Source organism: Streptacidiphilus sp. MAP12-16, from assembly GCF_041262165.1.
Taxonomy (GTDB): Bacteria; Actinomycetota; Actinomycetes; order Streptomycetales; family Streptomycetaceae; genus Streptacidiphilus.
Window position 1 is genome coordinate 148,171 of record NZ_JBGCBY010000007.1, and the last position, 15,997, is coordinate 164,167.

The following is a 15,997-nucleotide window of genomic DNA, read 5'->3' on the forward strand; positions in this document are numbered from 1 at the left end:
CCACCGATGATCGAGGCAATCGGCCTCAGCAAGCGCTACGGCGACACCGTGGCAGTCGACGACCTGTCGTTCACCGTCCCGCCGGGCCAGGTGACCGGGTTCCTGGGCCCGAACGGGTCGGGGAAGTCGACGACGATGCGCATGATCCTGGGTCTGGACGCGCCGACCTCGGGCTCGGTGACCGTGGGCGGCCGGCCCTATACCCGCTACCGCCGACCACTGCTCGAGGTCGGGGCGTTGCTGGAGGCCAAGGCCGTGCACGGCGGCCGAAGCGCGCGCGACCACTTGCGATGCCTTGCGCTCAGCAACGGCATCGGCAAAGCGCGGGTGGAGCAGGTCCTGGACCAGGTCGGGCTGCGTAGCGTCGCAGACAAGCGCGCGGGCGGCTTCTCCCTCGGTATGGGGCAGCGGTTGGGCATTGCCGCCGCACTGCTGGGGGATCCACCGGTGCTGATGTTCGACGAGCCGGTCAACGGCCTGGACCCCGAGGGTGTGCTGTGGATCCGCACCCTGTTGAAGGCGCTGGCCGCCGAGGGCCGCACGGTGTTCCTGTCCAGCCATCTGATGACCGAGATGGCGCTGACTGCCGACCGGTTGGTCGTCATCGGCCGCGGGCAGCTGCTCGCGCAGACCACAGTCGAGGACTTCGTGGGGAGCGGCTCGGGGAGCTTCGTGCGGGTCCGCTCCAACGAGCGCGACGCACTGGCCCGGTTGCTTGAGGCGCAGGGCGCCACCATCGTCACCGAGGGCCCGGACGCACTGAAGGTCACCGGCGCCAGCGGTGACGCGGTCGGCGAGCTGGCCCGGGTCAACCAGTTGGGACTGCAGGAACTGTCCACCCATCAGGTGTCCCTGGAGGAGCGGTACATGGAGCTCACCAGCGACTCTGTCGACTACCGCACGGCCGGCGGCCCGCTCGCCCCGGCTCCGAACTGAAGGGCGCCGCCGGCAATGCTAGCCACCGCAACACCGCACTCACTCGCCTCTGGGGCGGCTGGAAGGGGCCCGTTCGCGGGCTTCGGCGATCTGCTGGCCTCGGAGTTCTTCAAGCTCCGCTCGGTCCGCTCGACCCTGTGGACGCTGCTGGGCGCCGTGGCCGCCAACGTCGTACTGGCGGCGCTCGCCGCCCTCTTCCTGGTGAGTCGGCTCAGTAGCCAGGAACTGGCGAGCGCCGACCACATCCGGCTCAGCCTGGTCGGGTTGCACCTGTCCCAGATCGCGATCGGCGTCCTCGGCGTACTCGCCATCACCAGCGAGTACAGCACGGGCATGATCCGCGCCACCCTGGCTGCCGTGCCACGCCGCCGGATGATGCTGGCCGCCAAGACCCTCGCGTTCGCCGCCACCGCACTGGTCGTGGGGTCCGTGGCATGCTTCGCCGCCTACTTCGCCTTCCAGGCGTTCCTGCCCAGCGGCCTACTGAAGTCCTCCCTCGGCGATCCGGGCGTGGCTCGCGCGGTGGCAGGCGGCGGTGTCTACCTCGCGGTGCTGGGTCTGCTGGGCTTGGGCCTTGGCGCGATCCTGCGCAGCAGCGCCGGGGCGATCGCCGCCCTGTTCGGACTGCTGTTCGTGCCGGTGATCCTGCTGAGCATGCTGCCGCACTCCTGGCAGACCAGTGTCGGCCCCTACCTGCCGATGAACGCGGGCGACGCGATGTACTCGCTGCACCGCGAGACCAGCGGCCTCAGCCCCGCGGGCGGGCTCGGCGTGCTCAGCCTGTACGCGGCCATTGCCCTGACGATCGGATTCACCCTGATGAAGCACCGCGACGCCTGACCAAGGGGCGCGCCTGCATCCGAGGTTCCACGACACCGGGAGGTCCGGATGCACAGCCCCCGCTCACACACGTCCGCCATGACTGCTCACCTCACTGCCCTGACTGCGCGGCTGGCTTCCATGGCCGGACTGCGCGGGCGCGCCAAGGCAGCCACGGTGGACCAGGCCACGGTCGTCAGATCGGAGGCGCGTGTCCCCACGGCCAGGAGCGCGCGCTACGCCAAGCAACTGTGCAGTCACGCCGCCTGGAAGACGCCCCGCGCGCAGTGGACCGAGCCCAACGGCGTGATCGAGTTCCCAGACCGCGCGGGCAGTTGCCGGATCACCGCGGAATCCGACTGCCTCGTGCTCGCCGTTGAGGCCGCAGGCCCTGCGGAGCTCGCGAGATTGCAACAGATCATCAGTGGCAACATCGAGCGATTCGCTGCCCGCGAGGGCCTCACCGTGCAGTGGGTGCCACGGTGAACGCCGCCCGCCGGGGTCCTCCTCACCGAGCTGTGGCGGCCCCTCGGGTACGCCGGGGCCGCCTGCGGGCCGGGTGGCGTCAGTGGTGATGCCCCTCCTGGTGGTCGGGCGGGTGGCCGTCATCCGGGTGCGGGGCGTGGCCGGTGTGCTGGTGGTGGTCTGCGCCGTGCATCTGGGCGTGGTCGTGTGCGTGGTCGGTGTCGGGTGAGCCGCCCATCATGGCAAGCATCTGGCGTCCGCCGGTGCGAAGGAAGCGGACCAGCAGGGCGGCGGCCAGCGCGAGGAAGATGATGTTCAGGACGGTGGTGTAGTTCCAGCTCACGCCCTCCATCGGGATCTTCGCGGTGGCCTGGTCGGGAATCAGACCAAGGCCCCCGAAGACGAACTCCACGACGTACCCGGCGATCACCATGGCGACGTAGAAGGTCGCGGCGAGGAACGCGGCCATCCGCCGCCCGTAGTACTTCCGGTAGATGTTCAGGATGGGCAGGATCAGCAGGTCGGCGAAGATGAACGACACCACGCCGCCGAAGCTGATGCCGCCCTTCCACAGCACCACCGCCAGCGGCACGTTCCCGATCGAGCAGACGAAGGAGACCATCGCGACCAGCGGTCCCACGATCGGGCCCCAGAGCTTGGCTGCGAGCGGGTGGCCGGTGAAGAAGAAGGTGCTCCAGAAGCTGTCGGGAACCCAGGCGGCGATGGCGCCGGCGATCAGAAGCCCGATCACCAGGTCGCGCAGGATCGCGGCCCACTCCATGACGAACACGTGCGAGACCGAGGTGTAGCCCTCGCGGGACAGGAGCCGTTTGGCGAAGGAGCCCTCGCGCGTCACGGACATGTCCATCGCCGCATGGCCCTCCATCGAACCGGCCACTCCGCGCTCGGCCTGCTCTCGGGCCTCGCGCAGCAGTTTGTCGCGCAGGAAGATCCGGAACAGGACGGCCAGGACCACGATCATGATGGGGCCGCCGACGAACTCGGCGGCCGTGAACTGCCAGCCCATCAGCAGGGCCAGGATCACGCCCAGTTCGACCACCAGGTTGGTCGAAGCGATCTCGAACGCCATCGCGGCGGTGAAGTTCGCGCCCTTGCGGAACAGGGAGCGGGCCAGCGCGACGGCCGCGTACGAGCACGAGGACGAGGCCGCGCCCAGCAGGGAGGCCACGGCCAGGGTCTTGGGCCGGTCATCGCCCAGCAGCCGGATGATCGTGGACTTGCGGACCACGGCCTGCACGACTGCTGACAGGGCGAAGCCCAGGATCAGCGCCCAGGTGATCTCCCAGGTCATCGAGCCGGTGATGGACAGTGCGTGCCAAATCGCGTGCATCGTCGCCCCTGGATGGGTGTGGAAGGTCTCGTCGTGCCGGTCGGGAACGGGAACCAACATACCCCCAAGGGGTATTCCTACGATGTGACAAGCGAGGCCGGGGCGCCACTGCCCGAGCAGCGCTCCGGCCCCTCGTGTCAGCTCACGTGCACGGTGATGGCGGCGGTGTGCAGCGTGCCTGCGGTCTGGAACTGCAGGAACAGCCGCCAGCCACCGGCCTTGGCCAGTTCGGCTTGGAAGGCCAGGCTCGGACCGCCGCGGTCGCCGCCCATCGCCGTGGTGGGGTGCAGGTGCGCGAACGCGCTGTCGCCGGCGTGGAAGGCGGTCAGGTGGGCGTAGGTGCCCAGGTAGGGCTGCAGGTCGGCCACTGGCTTGCCGCCCTTGGTGATGGTGACCGTCAGCGGGTGGGCCATGCCCGCCATCAACTCCCCGGACAGGGTGACGGTGTAGCCGTCGACGGTGGTGCTGGCCGACGCGGCTGGCAGGGCGCTGTCCATGGCCATACCGGGGACGGTGACCGTGCGGCTGAGCACGAAGTCGCTGCCCTTACCGGAGCCGGTGTTGGGGGAGAAGGTGGCGAACAGCCGCCAGGTACCGGAGGTGAGGGCGGCCAGCGGCGCGGTCCAGGTGCCGTCGGCGGCCATCGTCGGGTGGACATGCTGGAACCCGGTCAGGTCCGAGCGGATGGCGTAGAAGTGCAACCTCTTGGTCTGGTCGACGGCGAAGTCGGTGACCGGCTTGCCGTCCGGGCCGGTGATCGTGAACCGGTAGCCGGACGCCTTCGCTGCGGGCAGCGTGGTGGTGGAGGAGGTGAGGGTGTAGCCGCTGCCGGCGGCGGCCAGGCCGTCGCCGGACGCCATGGCGCCCATGCCGCTCATCGAGGGCATCGAGGGCATCGAGGACGCCGACGCGGACGAGTTCGCGGACGGCATGGCGCTGCTGGCCATCCCCGACATCCCGGGCATGGCCGGCCCGGAGCCGGAGCCGGAGCCGGAACCGCAGCCGCTCAGGGTCACGGCCAGGGCGGTGGCTGCGAGGGTGGCGGCCACCAAGCGGCGGCGTGCGGGCAGGAGGGAAGAAGACATGGGAGTGATCTTTCGGGTGGGCGCCGTCTGCCGGCGCGCGCATGTGGGCAGGAACCAGCCCCAGACCCCTCGCGTGTGGGAGGGGTCCGGTGGTCCTGTCACGTCCGGGCGATGCACACCCGCAGAAGTATCTGACGCCCGGCGGTGGGCGGACCGCGCCACCGCGTGCCGAAGGCCGCCTCGCGCCCACTCGATCCGGTGATCCCACCGAGCAGGATCAGTACGGCCAGGGCCGCGAGTGTGGTGGGCAGGAGCGGGAGGTGGTCGCGGGCCGGCGTGGACACGCACAGCGCGCCTGCCGCTCCCATGCCCGCCGCGGTGCCCTGCCGGACCTGAACGGTGTTGTGGGTCTGGGCAATCGGTGCAGTCAACTGGTGCACGGGTGCGGGCATCGCCAGGGGCATGGCGCCGTGGCAGCCGCCCATCGCCGAGCCCGGGCCGCCGTGCATGAGGAACAGGCCGACCAGGACCGCGAGGACGACAATCCACCGGGCCGGGCCCGCTGCTCGCGCCGTCGTGGTGTCCATCGCCGTTGCTTCCTCTCCCCGTCCCGGTACCCCTGTAGTTGGCTCTCGACGGTAGCAGGAGGGCGCGGGGCGCCACGGCGCCGCCGGCCAACCTCGATGCGCTGCCCGACCACCGCAGGTGCCGGTACGGCCTGGATCCGCGGTCCGCTCCTGCGCGACGTGCACGACGTGCACCGTCGGCCGGGCGGCTCGGCGCCGAAAGTCGACCGGTTGCGGCACAGCAGTCGGCCGCGCACGTCATCACCAGCACGAGCCCCAGGATCCTGATACGGACTGGTGGCGTTCGCCGGATCGAAGACGTAGCGCGCGCCTGCCTGCTAGGTCCGATCGACGGTCGTCCGCTCATCGCTGGTGGCGGGGGTGCCGACCACCTCCACCATGGTGCCCTAGTCGGTGCGAACCTGTGCCACCCTGTCATCCTGACTGGTCGTCAGGACGACTCCGGCGAACTGGTACGGCGAGGCCGCTGGCGATCCCGCAGAGGAGGCGTAGGCCGGGGCGGCTACCAGGAATAGCAGCATGATCGCGGTCGACGCGAGGGCGATCCCCACTGGCAGGTGTCTGCGCAGGCCGCGGGGCCGCGGCAGTATGCAGACCGGTTCCGTTCCTGCCCGTGGTGACCCCGGCCTCCGTGCGGTGTGGGGGAGCGGAGAGGGGCAGATACCCCAGGGGGTACGATAAGGCAAGAGGACCCCGAGGAGGAACCGCTGTGATCGTCGATGAGGAAGCCAGCACCGCCGTCCTGAACCGACTGCGACGCGCCCAGGGACAGCTCGCCGGAGTCATCGCCATGATCGAGGCCGGGCGGGAGTGCAAGGACGTCGTCACCCAACTCGCCGCCGTCGCCCGGGCTCTCGACCGCGCCGGCTTCAAAATCATCGCCAGCGGCATGCGCCAGTGCATGAGCACCGCCGACGGCACCGCGCCGCCCATGACCGAAGCCGAACTCGAAAAGCTCTTCCTCACCCTGGCCTGACGAACGATCGCCGAACTGTCGGCCATTCGGCTCCGGCGCAGGGAAGCCACCGGTGGCCTTCGATGCAGGTGTGATCTGTCGCCGTGGGCGGCTGAGCTCCCGGCTGTGAGGCGTCAGCCCGCGCTTTGTCGGCCTGCGCTCCAGGTCAGCCAGCCGCCGTCCAGGTTCGTCGTTTGGAATCCGTGCCGGGCCAAGTAGCCATGTGGCGGTGTTGCCCCGCAGGCCGACCCGGCAGTACACGAGGACCGGTCGGTGAGCGTCAAGTTCGCCGAGTCGGCCGCCCAGCTCGTCCAGCGGGATGTGCAGCGCACCGGGGATCGCGCCGTCGCGGTGCTCGTCCGACGAAGCCGGCGCGCACCACCACGGCGCTGCGCGCCTCGGCCCGCAGCCGCTCCAGCAGCCGATCCGCGTCCGAGACATCACGCAGCGTCAGACCGCGCTCGGCTCCCGAGATCAGAGGCACGAAGGGCTGGGCTCCGGGGCTCAGAACCAGACGGTCCCAGGACTCCTCGTACTCGCGCCCCAGTTCCAGGTCGCGGATGCGCACCGCGCGCACCTTCCGGTCCACGGCGAGCACCTCGTACCGGGTGCGCAGGAGTCAACGGTCCTGCCGCGGCAGCCTCATGGCTAGGGCCGCTGGGCCGAGGGTGCACCCGGGGTTCGCGCTACCGGCGACCGAACAGTCCAAGGAACCGGCGCCGACCAGCGCTCTGCCCCTGCGTGCCGTGCTGGGCCGGTCCTGCCTCGGCCTTGCTCGCGGCGCGTTTCGCCTGGGTGCGGCACGTGCAGCGTTGCGACGCCGGGACGCCGGCGAGTACCTGCTCGACGTGCTGGCCGCAACCGCGGTAGGTGGCCTTGCGGCAGGTACGGCAAGTCGTGCGTTGGCACATGACTTCGAATCCTCTCCTGGCGAGCTATATGGCGGCAATGATACCCGGTGGGGTATTTTGTGGACTGTTGGGGGGCGGCGCGATCACCGGCAGGCACGGACCCGCACGTCCCTGGCACGGAAGGGCAGGCCTGTCTGCGGGGCTGCGGGACACACGTCGAAGAGTCCGACGGCCAGCGGCACGGGCCCGCCGGCGGCAAGCGCCCGCCCGGACCCGCCCAGCACCGCCCCAGCGCCGATCATGGCCACGCCGATCCCCCTGCGTGTGGCCCGCCCCTGCTGGCCGCCCATGAACTCAACAAACGCCACGCCGTGCTCCAGTCGGACAGGCGACGGGCATCCTGGCGTTCGCCAGGCCCACCGCGGCGCGTCACTGTGAGGAGGATGGGGTGACCGTCGCCCATCGATACCCCCTAGGGTGTTTCACTGCCACGCTAGCATACCCCAGGGGGTACATTGCGACCCCGCGACGGCATCCCTACCGGCGTGAGTTGCCGAAGCGGCAGGAGCAGGTGCGACGGTGGTTCAACAAGGCTTCCCCTGGGAGCCGTCACGCTTGCCGCCCATACCCCTTTGGTCACCCTGGCGGCAGCCACTCACGGGCGCCCTCGATGCCCCACCAGTGCGCACCCGCAGTGCCCGGTTCACCCTTGTGGCCACTCCCGGGTGCGGTCCGTGGCGAAGTGATATGTCCTCATACCCACGGCCCGGTTGGGCCACTGGACAGAAGGAACACATGATGCACAGACCAATACGGGGTACGGCAGTGATGGCCTTGGCGGCAACGCTGCTGATCGGCGGCGCGCCGGCGGCGATGGCCGCATCCGGATCTGCGGCCGGGCGGGCAACGCACGCACGGGTGGGCAAGCCCGCTTTGAGCTGGGCCGAGCCGGTGACGATCCGTTACCGCGTCTCGCTGCCCTACGGCGTGCGCGGCCCCTGGCTGGCCGGCCATCACACCGGGATCGACCTCGCTGTGCCTTCAGGGACGCCGGTATATTCCGTGGGCTCCGGGACCGTGGTGCTCGCAAGGAGAGCCGGCGCCTACGGCAAAGCGGTGACCATCCGCATGCCCAACGGCTACTACACCCTATTCGCCCACCTCTCGGTGATCTCGGTGCGCCCCGGGCAGCAGGTCACGGCAGGGACCCGCATTGGCTACTCCGGGGCCACCGGCCACGCCACCGGGCCCCACCTGCACTTTGAGGTTCGCGCCCGTCGGGGCTACGGCTCCGACGTCAGCCCGGTTACCTATCTCAACCACTATGGCGTCCGACTGATCCACGGGTGAGACACCTCCGCAAGGTCCAGGAGGCGTGTCGCAGGCCATCGCGCGCTTGATCAGGCCCGGAGCTGTCAGGGCAGGGCGGGTGCGAAGGCGAACAGGAACGGCAGCAACGGGGCGGCCAGTGCCAAGGCCGCCACCGATGTCGACGCCGCGGGGTGGGGCGAGGGTCCGGGTCGCAGCAGCCGTTGAGCGCGAAGCACCCCTGCGGTGTCCCCAGCCCCGCGCCCTACAGCTACAGCTGGAACTTCGGTGACCGCTTCGCCGCCAGCGCGGCGCAGAACCCGAGCCGCACCTACAGCGCAGGCGGCACCTACACGGCAACGCTGACGGTGACCGACAGCTCCACTCCCGCCAAGACCGCCACGTCGACCGTGACGATCACGGCCTCGCCCATCGTCGGAGCGCCCCCGGGCGCCCCGACGAGTCTCACCGCCGCGCCCGCCAGCGGGCAGGCCACGCTGAACTGGCAGGACCCTCGAGCAACGGCGGGTTCAACATCACCTCCTACAAGGTCTACCGCGGCACCTCCAGCGGCTCGGAGACCCTGCTCACCTCAGGCGGCTGCAGCAACCTGGCCGTTGTGCTCTCCTGCACGGATACCGGGCTCACCGCATCCAGCAGCGACTGGGCTACCTCAGCCCGATCGAGTACGAGGAGAGTACGAGGAGAAGCACTACGCCGACCAGGCGGCGGCCGAACAAGCGAACCTAAAACCCGTTAACCCGTTCTGACCAGCTGATCAGCACCTCCCGCACAGCGGGGGAAGCTCAGACCAGGCGCCGGTGCAGGACCAGGATGCCGTAGGTCTTTTTGACCACCCACCGTTCGGGTTGAGGCACGAAGCCGACATCGGCCGGGTTGCGCTCGACGATCGTCACCCGACCCTGATGATTCGCGCGCGTTGACAGGACGTGCGCTGGCCTGATAGCGAGAGGACTGTGTCGCCGGCGGCAGGACGTACGGCGCAGGCACCAAGGCAGGCCTATGACGGTAGCTCCGGCAGCTCCCCGGCTGATCGACCGGGGTGATCTTCTCGCGGCCCTGGATCGCGCGGCGGCGAGGAAGGTGACGATCATCTCGGCTCCCGCTGGCAGCGGGAAGACCTCGCTGCTGCGCGCCTGGGCGCACCAGCCGGGCCAACCGCACCAGCTCGCCGCGGTCTCGGTGCAACGCGACCAGCATGACGCCCAGCAGTTCTGGCTCGCCCTGCTCGACGCGGTCCGTCACGCTTCGGCCACGGCCGGCCGTGCGGAACCGCAAGCGGCGACGCCCGACTTCAATGCACCGGCGATGGTCGACCGGGTGCTGTCGGAGCTCGCCGATGCTCGTGGCGGCATCACACTGGTGATTGATGATCTGCACGAGCTGAATTCGCCGGAGGCCCTCTCTCAGCTCACCCGGCTATTGACGAACCTTCCCCCGAACGTGCACGCGATACTGGCCACCCGTCGCGATTTGCGGTTGCGGCTGCATCAGCTGCGCCTGGCAGGCGAGCTGGCCGAAATCCGCGCGGCGGACCTGCGCTTTTCCGAGCGCGAAACCCGCGAGCTGCTTGACGCCTCGGGTATCGCGCTGTCCGCGGCCGGGGCAGCGCTGCTGCATCAGCGGACCGAAGGGTGGGCCGCGGGCCTGCGGCTCGCGGCGATCTCCCTGGCCGGTCACCCCGACCCGGAGCGTTTCGTCGCGGAGTTCTCCGGCAGCGACCGCACCGTCGCCGAGTACCTGATCGCGGAAATGCTGGACGGCCAGCCGGCCGGCGTCCAGGATCTGCTCCTGCGCACCTCCCTGCTCGATCGCGTCAACGGCGAGCTGGCGGACGTGCTGACCGGCCGCCCTGGCTCGGAACCGATCCTGCTGGAACTCGCGGACGCGAACGCGTTTGTCGAATCGCTCGACCCCAAGCGCACCTGGTTTCGCTACCACCACCTGTTCGGGGACCTGCTCCGGCTGGAGCTGCGCCGGGCGCTGCCCGCGGAAGTGCCGGCGCTGCACCGGCGGGCCGCCGGATGGTTCATCCAGCATGGCCAGGTGGTCGACGCCATCCGGCACACGCAGGCGGCCGGCGACTGGCCTGATGCGGCCCGGCTGCTCGCCGACCATTCGTTCAGCCTGACGCTCGACGGGCAGGCGCAGACCATGCAGGCGCTGGTGCAGGCATTCCCGCCGGGAGCGGACCACTCCGAGCTGGCCCTGGTGCGCGCAATGGGTGACCTTGCTCAGGGACGCCTGGACGAGGCGGCCGCCCACCTGGCGGTCGCCGAGACGTACGCCGAGACGACGTCGCCGGGTCGCCGGCGCCGCCTCCAGGTGGCGATCGCGTCGCTGAAGCTGTCGCTGGCCCGGCGGCGCGGTCACCTGGCCGGCGTCATCGAGCAGGCCCGATTCCTGGCCTCCCCGGTAACCGGGCCGTCCGACGAAGACATCGCGCTGGGCAGCGACCTGCGAGCGGTGGCGCTGATGAATCTGGGGACCGTCGAGGCGTGGTCCCTGGGGCTGCCAGACGCTGAACGCCACCTCCGGGAGGGCGCCGTCCTGGCCCGGGAGATCGGCCGGCCGTACCTGGAAGTCGGCTGCCTCGCGCAGCTCGGTTTCGCGTATATCTTCCACGGTGCTGCCATGCCGAAGATCCAGGCGTTCGCCACTACCCAGCGGCGCTGCCGCGAGGCGATCGCGCTCGCCGAACGGTACGGCTGGGGCACGGAACCGGTGATCGCACCCGCGCTGATGACGCTCGCCGGCACGATGGTGTGGCTGGGTGAGTTCGATGAGGGCGAGCGATGGCTGCGGCGCACCGAACGAGCCCTGCAGACAGACACCGGGCCGGACGTCAGACTGCTGCTGCACCAGGCGGCCGGGATACTGCACGCCGGTCGCGGCCGCCGCCAGGAGGCGCTCGAGGAGTTCGGCGCGGCCGAACACCTGGCATCGCAGCTCGAGGGATCGCAGGCGCTGGCGAGCCAGATGACCGGCTGGCTGCTCGCCACGCAAGCCCGCCTCGGGAGGCCCGGGGAAGCGCGCGCCTGCCTCGCCGCGCTCGATGACGAGCGGGCCGGCTCCGGTGAGATCCGCAATGCCCGCGCGGTGATCTGCCTCGCGGAAGGCGATCCGGCCGGTGCCCTGGGCGTGCTGCACGGTGTTCTCGCTGGCACGGCACCGGTCCTCGGTTACGTCACGGTCGTTGAGGCGCACCTGCTCGCCGGGCTTGCCTATCGTGAGCTCGGTGACCAGCGTGCGGCGTACCAGGCGGCTGAACGCGCACTGGCCCTGGCGGAGTCTGACCGGGTGGTCCTGCCGTTCGCGATGACGGGCGCCCAGGAACTGCTCGAGGCGCTGCCCCGGCATGAGACAGCGCACGCCGCGCTGCTCGCCGACATCCTCGATGTCCTGCACGGCGCATCCCCGGCGGCCAAAGAGCAGTCCTCGTTGCCGCCGGCGGAGGAGCTCAGCCCGGGCGAGCTAAGGGTGCTGCGATATCTCCCGACGAACCTGTCCCGGCCCGAGATCGCGGGCGAACTGTCGATCTCGGTGAACACGGTCAACACGCACGTCCGCAGCATCTACGCCAAGCTCCAGGTCCGTGACCGGTCCTCGGCCGTGCAGCGCGCAAGGGAGCTGCGGCTGCTGGCCGCCGGCCGCACGCGCTAGCCCGACGGTCACCGGATCCTGGTGATGCGGTTTCACCTGCCGGCCCGTCACCATGGCGTCATGGACCCGGAACCCGCCCTGTACATGATCCGGATAAACGGGCACCTCGGCGCAACCGTGCTGTCCGCGTTCCCGGCGATGACGCCGCGGCGGCACGGCGCGCACACCGTGCTCACCGGGCTCCTGGACCAGTCCGCGCTGTACGCCGTACTGGCCGATGTCGAGGCGCTCGGCCTGGACCTGCTCGAGATCCGAAAGCTCACCCGGCACCGTGAATCACCAGGATCAGGTGACCGCCGCTCACCGTGACGGCCACTACCGCCAGGGGGCGCGCCGTCGCCCCTCGGTCGACGGCGTCAGCGCCAGGCACCGCCACCGGGGGTCCAGGACGCGCCGGGCGTCCAGCACGTCGGAGGTCACGAATGGCGGCCGCGGTACAAACCGCGGTCAGACCTTGTACTTCTCCCCGACGGGTGTTCAGGGGCTCGTCACGACCTCACCAGGGGGGATCCGTCGGCCCGCCGCGACCGCTGCGCCGGAGACGGGATGTGTCACCGGCGAGCAGCCGCAGAGGGCGACGGGAATCGCCTGCGGCGCCGGCGCCGGCTGCGGCTCGGGGGCCGGGGTGGGTTCGGCGGCGGCGGTCCTGAGCTCGGCGAGTCGGCGCCGGGAGGGCAGCAGGACGACGGCGAGGATCACTCCCAGGCCCAGAATCGCGGCGGCAACGGCGAAGGCCGTGGTGTAGCCGCGGGTGGCCGCGATCGCCGGCGCCAGCGGGCCGGTGTGGTGGGTGGCCAGGTAGCGGGTCGTGGCGTTCAGTGCGACGGTGCTCAGCGCCGACAGCCCGATCGACCCGCCGACCTGCTGCATCGTGTTGACCAGTGCCGAAGCCACGCCAGCGTCCTGGCGGCGGACGTCGGCGGTGGCGGTGTTGATGGTAACGGCGAAGATCACGCCGAAGCCCAGGCCCATGACGATCATGGCGGGCAGGATGACGGAAGCGTAGCTGGATGTCACGGTGAGCTGGGTCAGGTAGGCCATGGCACCGGTGCCGAGCAGCATGCCGGAGGCGATCAGCGCCCGCGGGCCGACCCTGGGCAGCGCCACGATGCTGGACTCGGTAGAGCTGACCAGGATGCCGCCCACGAACGGCAGGAACAACAGTCCGGAGGTCACCGGACTGTATCCCTTGACTTCCTGCAGGTAGTAGGTCAGGAACAGGAAGACGCCGAAGAGCGCGATCCCGGTCAGGCCGAGCACGGCGTAGGAGCCGCCCCGGGTCCGGTCGAGGATCACCCGCAGCGGCATCAGCGGGTGCGTGGACCGCCGCTCGGCCGCCACGAACGCGGCCAGCAGCAGTGGGCCGCCGACCAGGCAGGTGACGGTCAGCGGGGCTGCCCATCCGGCGATCTCGGCCCGGGAGAAGCCGAACACGATCAGGAACAGCCCGGCCGAGGCCAGCACGGTACCCGGCCAGTCCTGCCGCGGCCGGGTGGCCGGCCGACTGCTGCGGATCCAGGCCAGGGCGCCGGCGATGGCGAACGCGGCGAAGACCAGGTTGACATACAGGGTGTAGCGCCAGGAAAGGTACTGGGTCAGCACCCCGCCGAGGATCAGGCCCACCCCGGCGCCGCCGGAGGCCACCGAGCCGAAGACCGCGAAGGCCCGCCCCCGCTCGCGTGGGTCGGTGAAGGTACTGGTCAGAGTGCCCAGCGCGGCCGGCGCGAGGAGGGCGGCGAACACGCCTTGCAGCGTCCGCGCCGTGACCAGCATCGGGAACGAGACTGCCGCGCCGCCGATGGCCGAGGCCACGGCGAACCCGGCCAGGCCCGCGATGAGGACCCGCTTGCGGCTGAACATGTCGCCGATCCGGCCGCCGAGCAGCAGCAGGCTGCCGAAGGCCAGCGCGTAGCAGGTCACCACCCACTGCCGGTCAGTGTTCGAAAACCCCAGCGCATGCTGGGCCGAGGGCAGCGCGATATTGACCACGGTGGCATCCAGCACCACCATCAGCTGGGCAACCGCGACCACCACCAGGACCAGCCAGCGCCGATCAGCCGGCGCCGCCCGGCGGTCTTGCGCGGCCGATGACATCATCGCTGCACCCCCGTATCTGGATCGCGTCTCGCGGCGGGCCGAATACCCCCGGACCCGGCAGCTGCATCGCGCCGAAGCCGATGAGCGACACGGTTGCCGTCCCGAGGACATCGTGCGGAAAATTCCATGAGGCCAGGATCTCGGGATGGCTGGTGACCCGGCATCGCCAGGACCTGGTGATTCTCCGGTCAGCGTGGAAGGCCCGCCGAAAGCAGCCGTGGCCCTCGTGCGCACTGCTCGGCCCAGGAGCGGTCCCGGGCCCCGAGCTTGGCGCAGACCTTGCGGATGTGGGTGTTGATCGTGTTCACCGACACGGACCGGACCAGGGCCAGCTGTGGGCAACGGTGGGAGCCCGCCGGATGCTGGGCCGGGGTGCGGTCCCGGCCTGGGCAAGGTGAAACCCCGCGCCTTCCGCCCACGAGTTCGCCTCCGCGGTCCTCGATGCCCTCAGCGGCAACCTCCTGGTCGCCCGGGGCGCCGGCGGTTGGTCGTCCATCAGCACGGTCGATGAGATCTACGCGCACGTCGACATCCACGATCCGCACTTCGACGCCGCACAGTCCCGCGATCGGCTGGAGATCCTGACCGCGCTGATCAACGGCCCGGGCTTCGATCCGCTACTGCGGACCGAGGTCATCGCGGTTCCCACCGCGCATCCGGTGTTTGGCTGGGGCTGCCGGTGCAGCGGGCTGCAGGATTGATGCTCGGCGATATTGGAGGCGTCTACGTATTCAGCAAAGACGCCCTGGGGCTGCCGCTTGACATCCTGGAACGCCTCTACGCCGGCAACGCCTCACGCCTGCAGGGTCTTTGAGCCCGACTCGCGCCAGTCCAGGCGGTCGGCGGGCCGGGCGGCGGCTGGTCAGTGGTCGGTGGCGTCGGCGATCGTCACCTTCACACCGTGCGCCTGTAGGGCGGCCAGTTCGGTGGGGTCCGCGCTGGAATCGGTGACCAGTTCGTCGATGTGCCCCACGGCCACGATGTGCGCCAGCAGGCTGCGCCCGACCTTGGAGCCGTCGGCGACCACGACCACGCGGCGGGCACGCCTGATCATCACGGCGCTGATGTGGGCCTCGACCTCGTCGTGGGTCGAGAGCCCGCCGGCGGCGCTGATCCCGTCGATGCCGACGTAGGCTGTGCCGATGTTGATGCCCCCGATGGTCCCCTCTGCCCACGGTCCGACCAGCTCGTAGGAGTTGGAGCGCGCCACACCGCCGGTGACCACGAGTTTCACCCGGGGGCGGTTGACCAGGATGTGTGCGATGTTCAGCGCATTGGTGACCACGGTCAGCTCGGTTCGGGTCGCCAGCAGGCGGGCGAGCTCGCTGGTGGTGGTGCCGCCGTTGACGGCCACGACGTAGGGCCCGCAGGGAAGACCGCGCACGGCGGCGCGCGCGATCGCCTGCTTCTGCGCCCGGCCTTGACTGTCGCGGTAGCGCACCGGCAGCACATGGGTGGCATCACAGGCCACCGCCCCGCCGTGGGTGCGGGTCAGCAGGTTCTGCTCCTCCAGCGCCGACAGGTCGCGCCTGACTGTGGCGAGAGAGACCCCCAGCTCAGAGGCGATGTCGGTGACATCGACCGAACCGCTGGATGCGAGGTGGTCCAGGATCGCCGAGACCCGGTCGGATTGGCGCACGGTTCCCGTGCGGCGGCCGCCTGCGGCCATGGTGCTCCTTCAACGCGTGTGTCGACTGGGGGGCGCACGCATGCGCGTACCGCGCGGGCGCCTTGATGGCGCGGTCCACCGTCTCGGGGGAATTCGTGCACGCAGCCCGTCACGCCCACGGCAGGCCGGTACACGAGGCGGGAAGACCGCTCAGCGAGTGGGCGCCGCAGCAAGGGCAGCAAGCCCGGCTGCGCTGGGCGCGGCCGGGCAGGCGCGGGCTGCCGTCGGCAGGGAGCTCAGGGCGCTCAGG

14 protein-coding genes and 3 pseudogenes are annotated in these 15,997 nt (G+C 70.3%); 8 read left to right on the plus strand and 9 right to left on the minus strand.

Annotated elements, in window-relative coordinates; translation table 11 throughout:
- Nucleotides 1-6 precede the first annotated feature (6 nt).
- The 3 genes from ABIA33_RS11415 (at nt 7) to ABIA33_RS11425 (ending at nt 2,241) form a co-directional block, all read left to right on the plus strand.
- Nucleotides 7-936: an ABC transporter ATP-binding protein gene (locus tag ABIA33_RS11415; protein WP_370080078.1), complete on the plus strand. Its 930-nt coding sequence runs from the start codon at nt 7-9 to the stop codon at nt 934-936.
- A gap of 15 nt (nt 937-951) precedes the next feature.
- Complete coding sequence (locus ABIA33_RS11420; RefSeq protein WP_370080080.1) at nt 952-1,776, plus strand: ABC transporter permease; 825 nt, start codon at nt 952-954, stop codon at nt 1,774-1,776.
- A 78-nt stretch (nt 1,777-1,854) separates the two neighbouring features.
- Nucleotides 1,855-2,241: a DUF2218 domain-containing protein gene (locus tag ABIA33_RS11425; protein WP_370080082.1), complete on the plus strand. Its 387-nt coding sequence runs from the start codon at nt 1,855-1,857 to the stop codon at nt 2,239-2,241.
- 79 nt (nt 2,242-2,320) lie between these two features.
- Here the strand turns inward: ABIA33_RS11425 and ABIA33_RS11430 are convergent, their stop codons facing one another.
- The 3 genes from ABIA33_RS11430 to ABIA33_RS11440 all read right to left on the minus strand — a co-directional run bounded on the left by ABIA33_RS11430 (nt 2,321) and on the right by ABIA33_RS11440 (nt 5,183).
- On the minus strand, nt 2,321-3,571 hold the full coding sequence (locus ABIA33_RS11430; protein ID WP_370080401.1) for a permease: 1,251 nt from the start codon (nt 3,569-3,571) through the stop codon (nt 2,321-2,323).
- 137 nt (nt 3,572-3,708) lie between these two features.
- On the minus strand, nt 3,709-4,656 hold the full coding sequence (locus ABIA33_RS11435; protein WP_370080084.1) for a hypothetical protein: 948 nt from the start codon (nt 4,654-4,656) through the stop codon (nt 3,709-3,711).
- Between the two features lie 98 nt (nt 4,657-4,754).
- Complete coding sequence (locus ABIA33_RS11440; RefSeq protein ID WP_370080086.1) at nt 4,755-5,183, minus strand: hypothetical protein; 429 nt, start codon at nt 5,181-5,183, stop codon at nt 4,755-4,757.
- Nucleotides 5,184-5,892: 709 nt separating this feature from the next.
- Between ABIA33_RS11440 and ABIA33_RS11445 the strand changes: the two genes are divergently transcribed.
- Nucleotides 5,893-6,159, plus strand: a complete 267-nt coding sequence (locus tag ABIA33_RS11445; protein ID WP_370080088.1) for a metal-sensitive transcriptional regulator — start codon at nt 5,893-5,895, stop codon at nt 6,157-6,159.
- A gap of 252 nt (nt 6,160-6,411) precedes the next feature.
- On the opposite strand, the pseudogene ABIA33_RS11450 reads toward ABIA33_RS11445, so the two are convergent.
- The 3 genes and pseudogenes from ABIA33_RS11450 to ABIA33_RS11460 form a co-directional block, all read right to left on the minus strand.
- Nucleotides 6,412-6,579 (minus strand): annotated as a pseudogene (locus tag ABIA33_RS11450) (hypothetical protein); the annotation flags it as partial.
- Nucleotides 6,509-6,736, minus strand: a pseudogene (locus tag ABIA33_RS11455) (CoA-disulfide reductase); the annotation flags it as partial. The pseudogenes ABIA33_RS11455 and ABIA33_RS11450, both read right to left, overlap by 71 nt.
- A 396-nt stretch (nt 6,737-7,132) precedes the next feature.
- Nucleotides 7,133-7,357 carry a hypothetical protein gene (locus ABIA33_RS11460; RefSeq protein WP_370080091.1) on the minus strand — a complete coding sequence of 75 codons (225 nt, stop codon included), beginning with the start codon at nt 7,355-7,357 and terminating at the stop codon, nt 7,133-7,135.
- Between the two features lie 427 nt (nt 7,358-7,784).
- Between ABIA33_RS11460 and ABIA33_RS11465 the strand changes: the two genes are divergently transcribed.
- Both ABIA33_RS11465 and ABIA33_RS11470 read left to right on the plus strand, forming a co-directional pair.
- Nucleotides 7,785-8,339: a M23 family metallopeptidase gene (locus tag ABIA33_RS11465; protein WP_370080093.1), complete on the plus strand. Its 555-nt coding sequence runs from the start codon at nt 7,785-7,787 to the stop codon at nt 8,337-8,339.
- 152 nt (nt 8,340-8,491) lie between these two features.
- Complete coding sequence (locus ABIA33_RS11470) at nt 8,492-9,067, plus strand: PKD domain-containing protein (protein WP_370080095.1); 576 nt, start codon at nt 8,492-8,494, stop codon at nt 9,065-9,067.
- 39 nt (nt 9,068-9,106) lie between these two features.
- Here the strand turns inward: ABIA33_RS11470 and ABIA33_RS11475 are convergent.
- Nucleotides 9,107-9,214, minus strand: a pseudogene (locus tag ABIA33_RS11475) (IS5/IS1182 family transposase); the annotation flags it as partial.
- Nucleotides 9,215-9,320: 106 nt separating this feature from the next.
- On the opposite strand from ABIA33_RS11475, the gene ABIA33_RS11480 reads away from it, so the two are divergent.
- On the plus strand, nt 9,321-11,981 hold the full coding sequence (locus ABIA33_RS11480; RefSeq protein ID WP_370080097.1) for a LuxR C-terminal-related transcriptional regulator: 2,661 nt from the start codon (nt 9,321-9,323) through the stop codon (nt 11,979-11,981).
- 60 nt (nt 11,982-12,041) lie between these two features.
- Nucleotides 12,042-12,290, plus strand: a complete 249-nt coding sequence (locus ABIA33_RS11485) for a hypothetical protein (protein WP_370080099.1) — start codon at nt 12,042-12,044, stop codon at nt 12,288-12,290.
- A gap of 168 nt (nt 12,291-12,458) precedes the next feature.
- Here the strand turns inward: ABIA33_RS11485 and ABIA33_RS11490 are convergent, their stop codons facing one another.
- A complete protein-coding gene (locus tag ABIA33_RS11490) occupies nt 12,459-14,078 on the minus strand; it encodes an MFS transporter (protein WP_370080101.1) in 1,620 nt (539 codons plus the stop codon).
- Nucleotides 14,079-14,940: 862 nt separating this feature from the next.
- Nucleotides 14,941-15,747, minus strand: coding sequence for a DeoR/GlpR family DNA-binding transcription regulator (locus ABIA33_RS11495; protein ID WP_370080103.1), 807 nt, complete (start codon nt 15,745-15,747; stop codon nt 14,941-14,943).
- Nucleotides 15,748-15,997: the final 250 nt, after the last annotated feature.

Coding starts and splice junctions, on each gene's coding strand:
- ABIA33_RS11440 (WP_370080086.1), bottom strand. CDS start 5,183: ATGGACACCACGACGGCGCGAGCAGCGGGCCCGGCCCGGTGGATTGTC.
- ABIA33_RS11425 (WP_370080082.1), top strand. CDS start 1,855: ATGACTGCTCACCTCACTGCCCTGACTGCGCGGCTGGCTTCCATGGCC.
- ABIA33_RS11430 (WP_370080401.1), bottom strand. CDS start 3,571: ATGCACGCGATTTGGCACGCACTGTCCATCACCGGCTCGATGACCTGG.
- ABIA33_RS11435 (WP_370080084.1), bottom strand. CDS start 4,656: ATGTCTTCTTCCCTCCTGCCCGCACGCCGCCGCTTGGTGGCCGCCACC.
- ABIA33_RS11485 (WP_370080099.1), top strand. CDS start 12,042: ATGGACCCGGAACCCGCCCTGTACATGATCCGGATAAACGGGCACCTC.
- ABIA33_RS11495 (WP_370080103.1), bottom strand. CDS start 15,747: ATGGCCGCAGGCGGCCGCCGCACGGGAACCGTGCGCCAATCCGACCGG.
- ABIA33_RS11465 (WP_370080093.1), top strand. CDS start 7,785: ATGATGCACAGACCAATACGGGGTACGGCAGTGATGGCCTTGGCGGCA.
- ABIA33_RS11415 (WP_370080078.1), top strand. CDS start 7: ATGATCGAGGCAATCGGCCTCAGCAAGCGCTACGGCGACACCGTGGCA.
- ABIA33_RS11420 (WP_370080080.1), top strand. CDS start 952: ATGCTAGCCACCGCAACACCGCACTCACTCGCCTCTGGGGCGGCTGGA.
- ABIA33_RS11480 (WP_370080097.1), top strand. CDS start 9,321: ATGACGGTAGCTCCGGCAGCTCCCCGGCTGATCGACCGGGGTGATCTT.
- ABIA33_RS11490 (WP_370080101.1), bottom strand. CDS start 14,078: ATGATGTCATCGGCCGCGCAAGACCGCCGGGCGGCGCCGGCTGATCGG.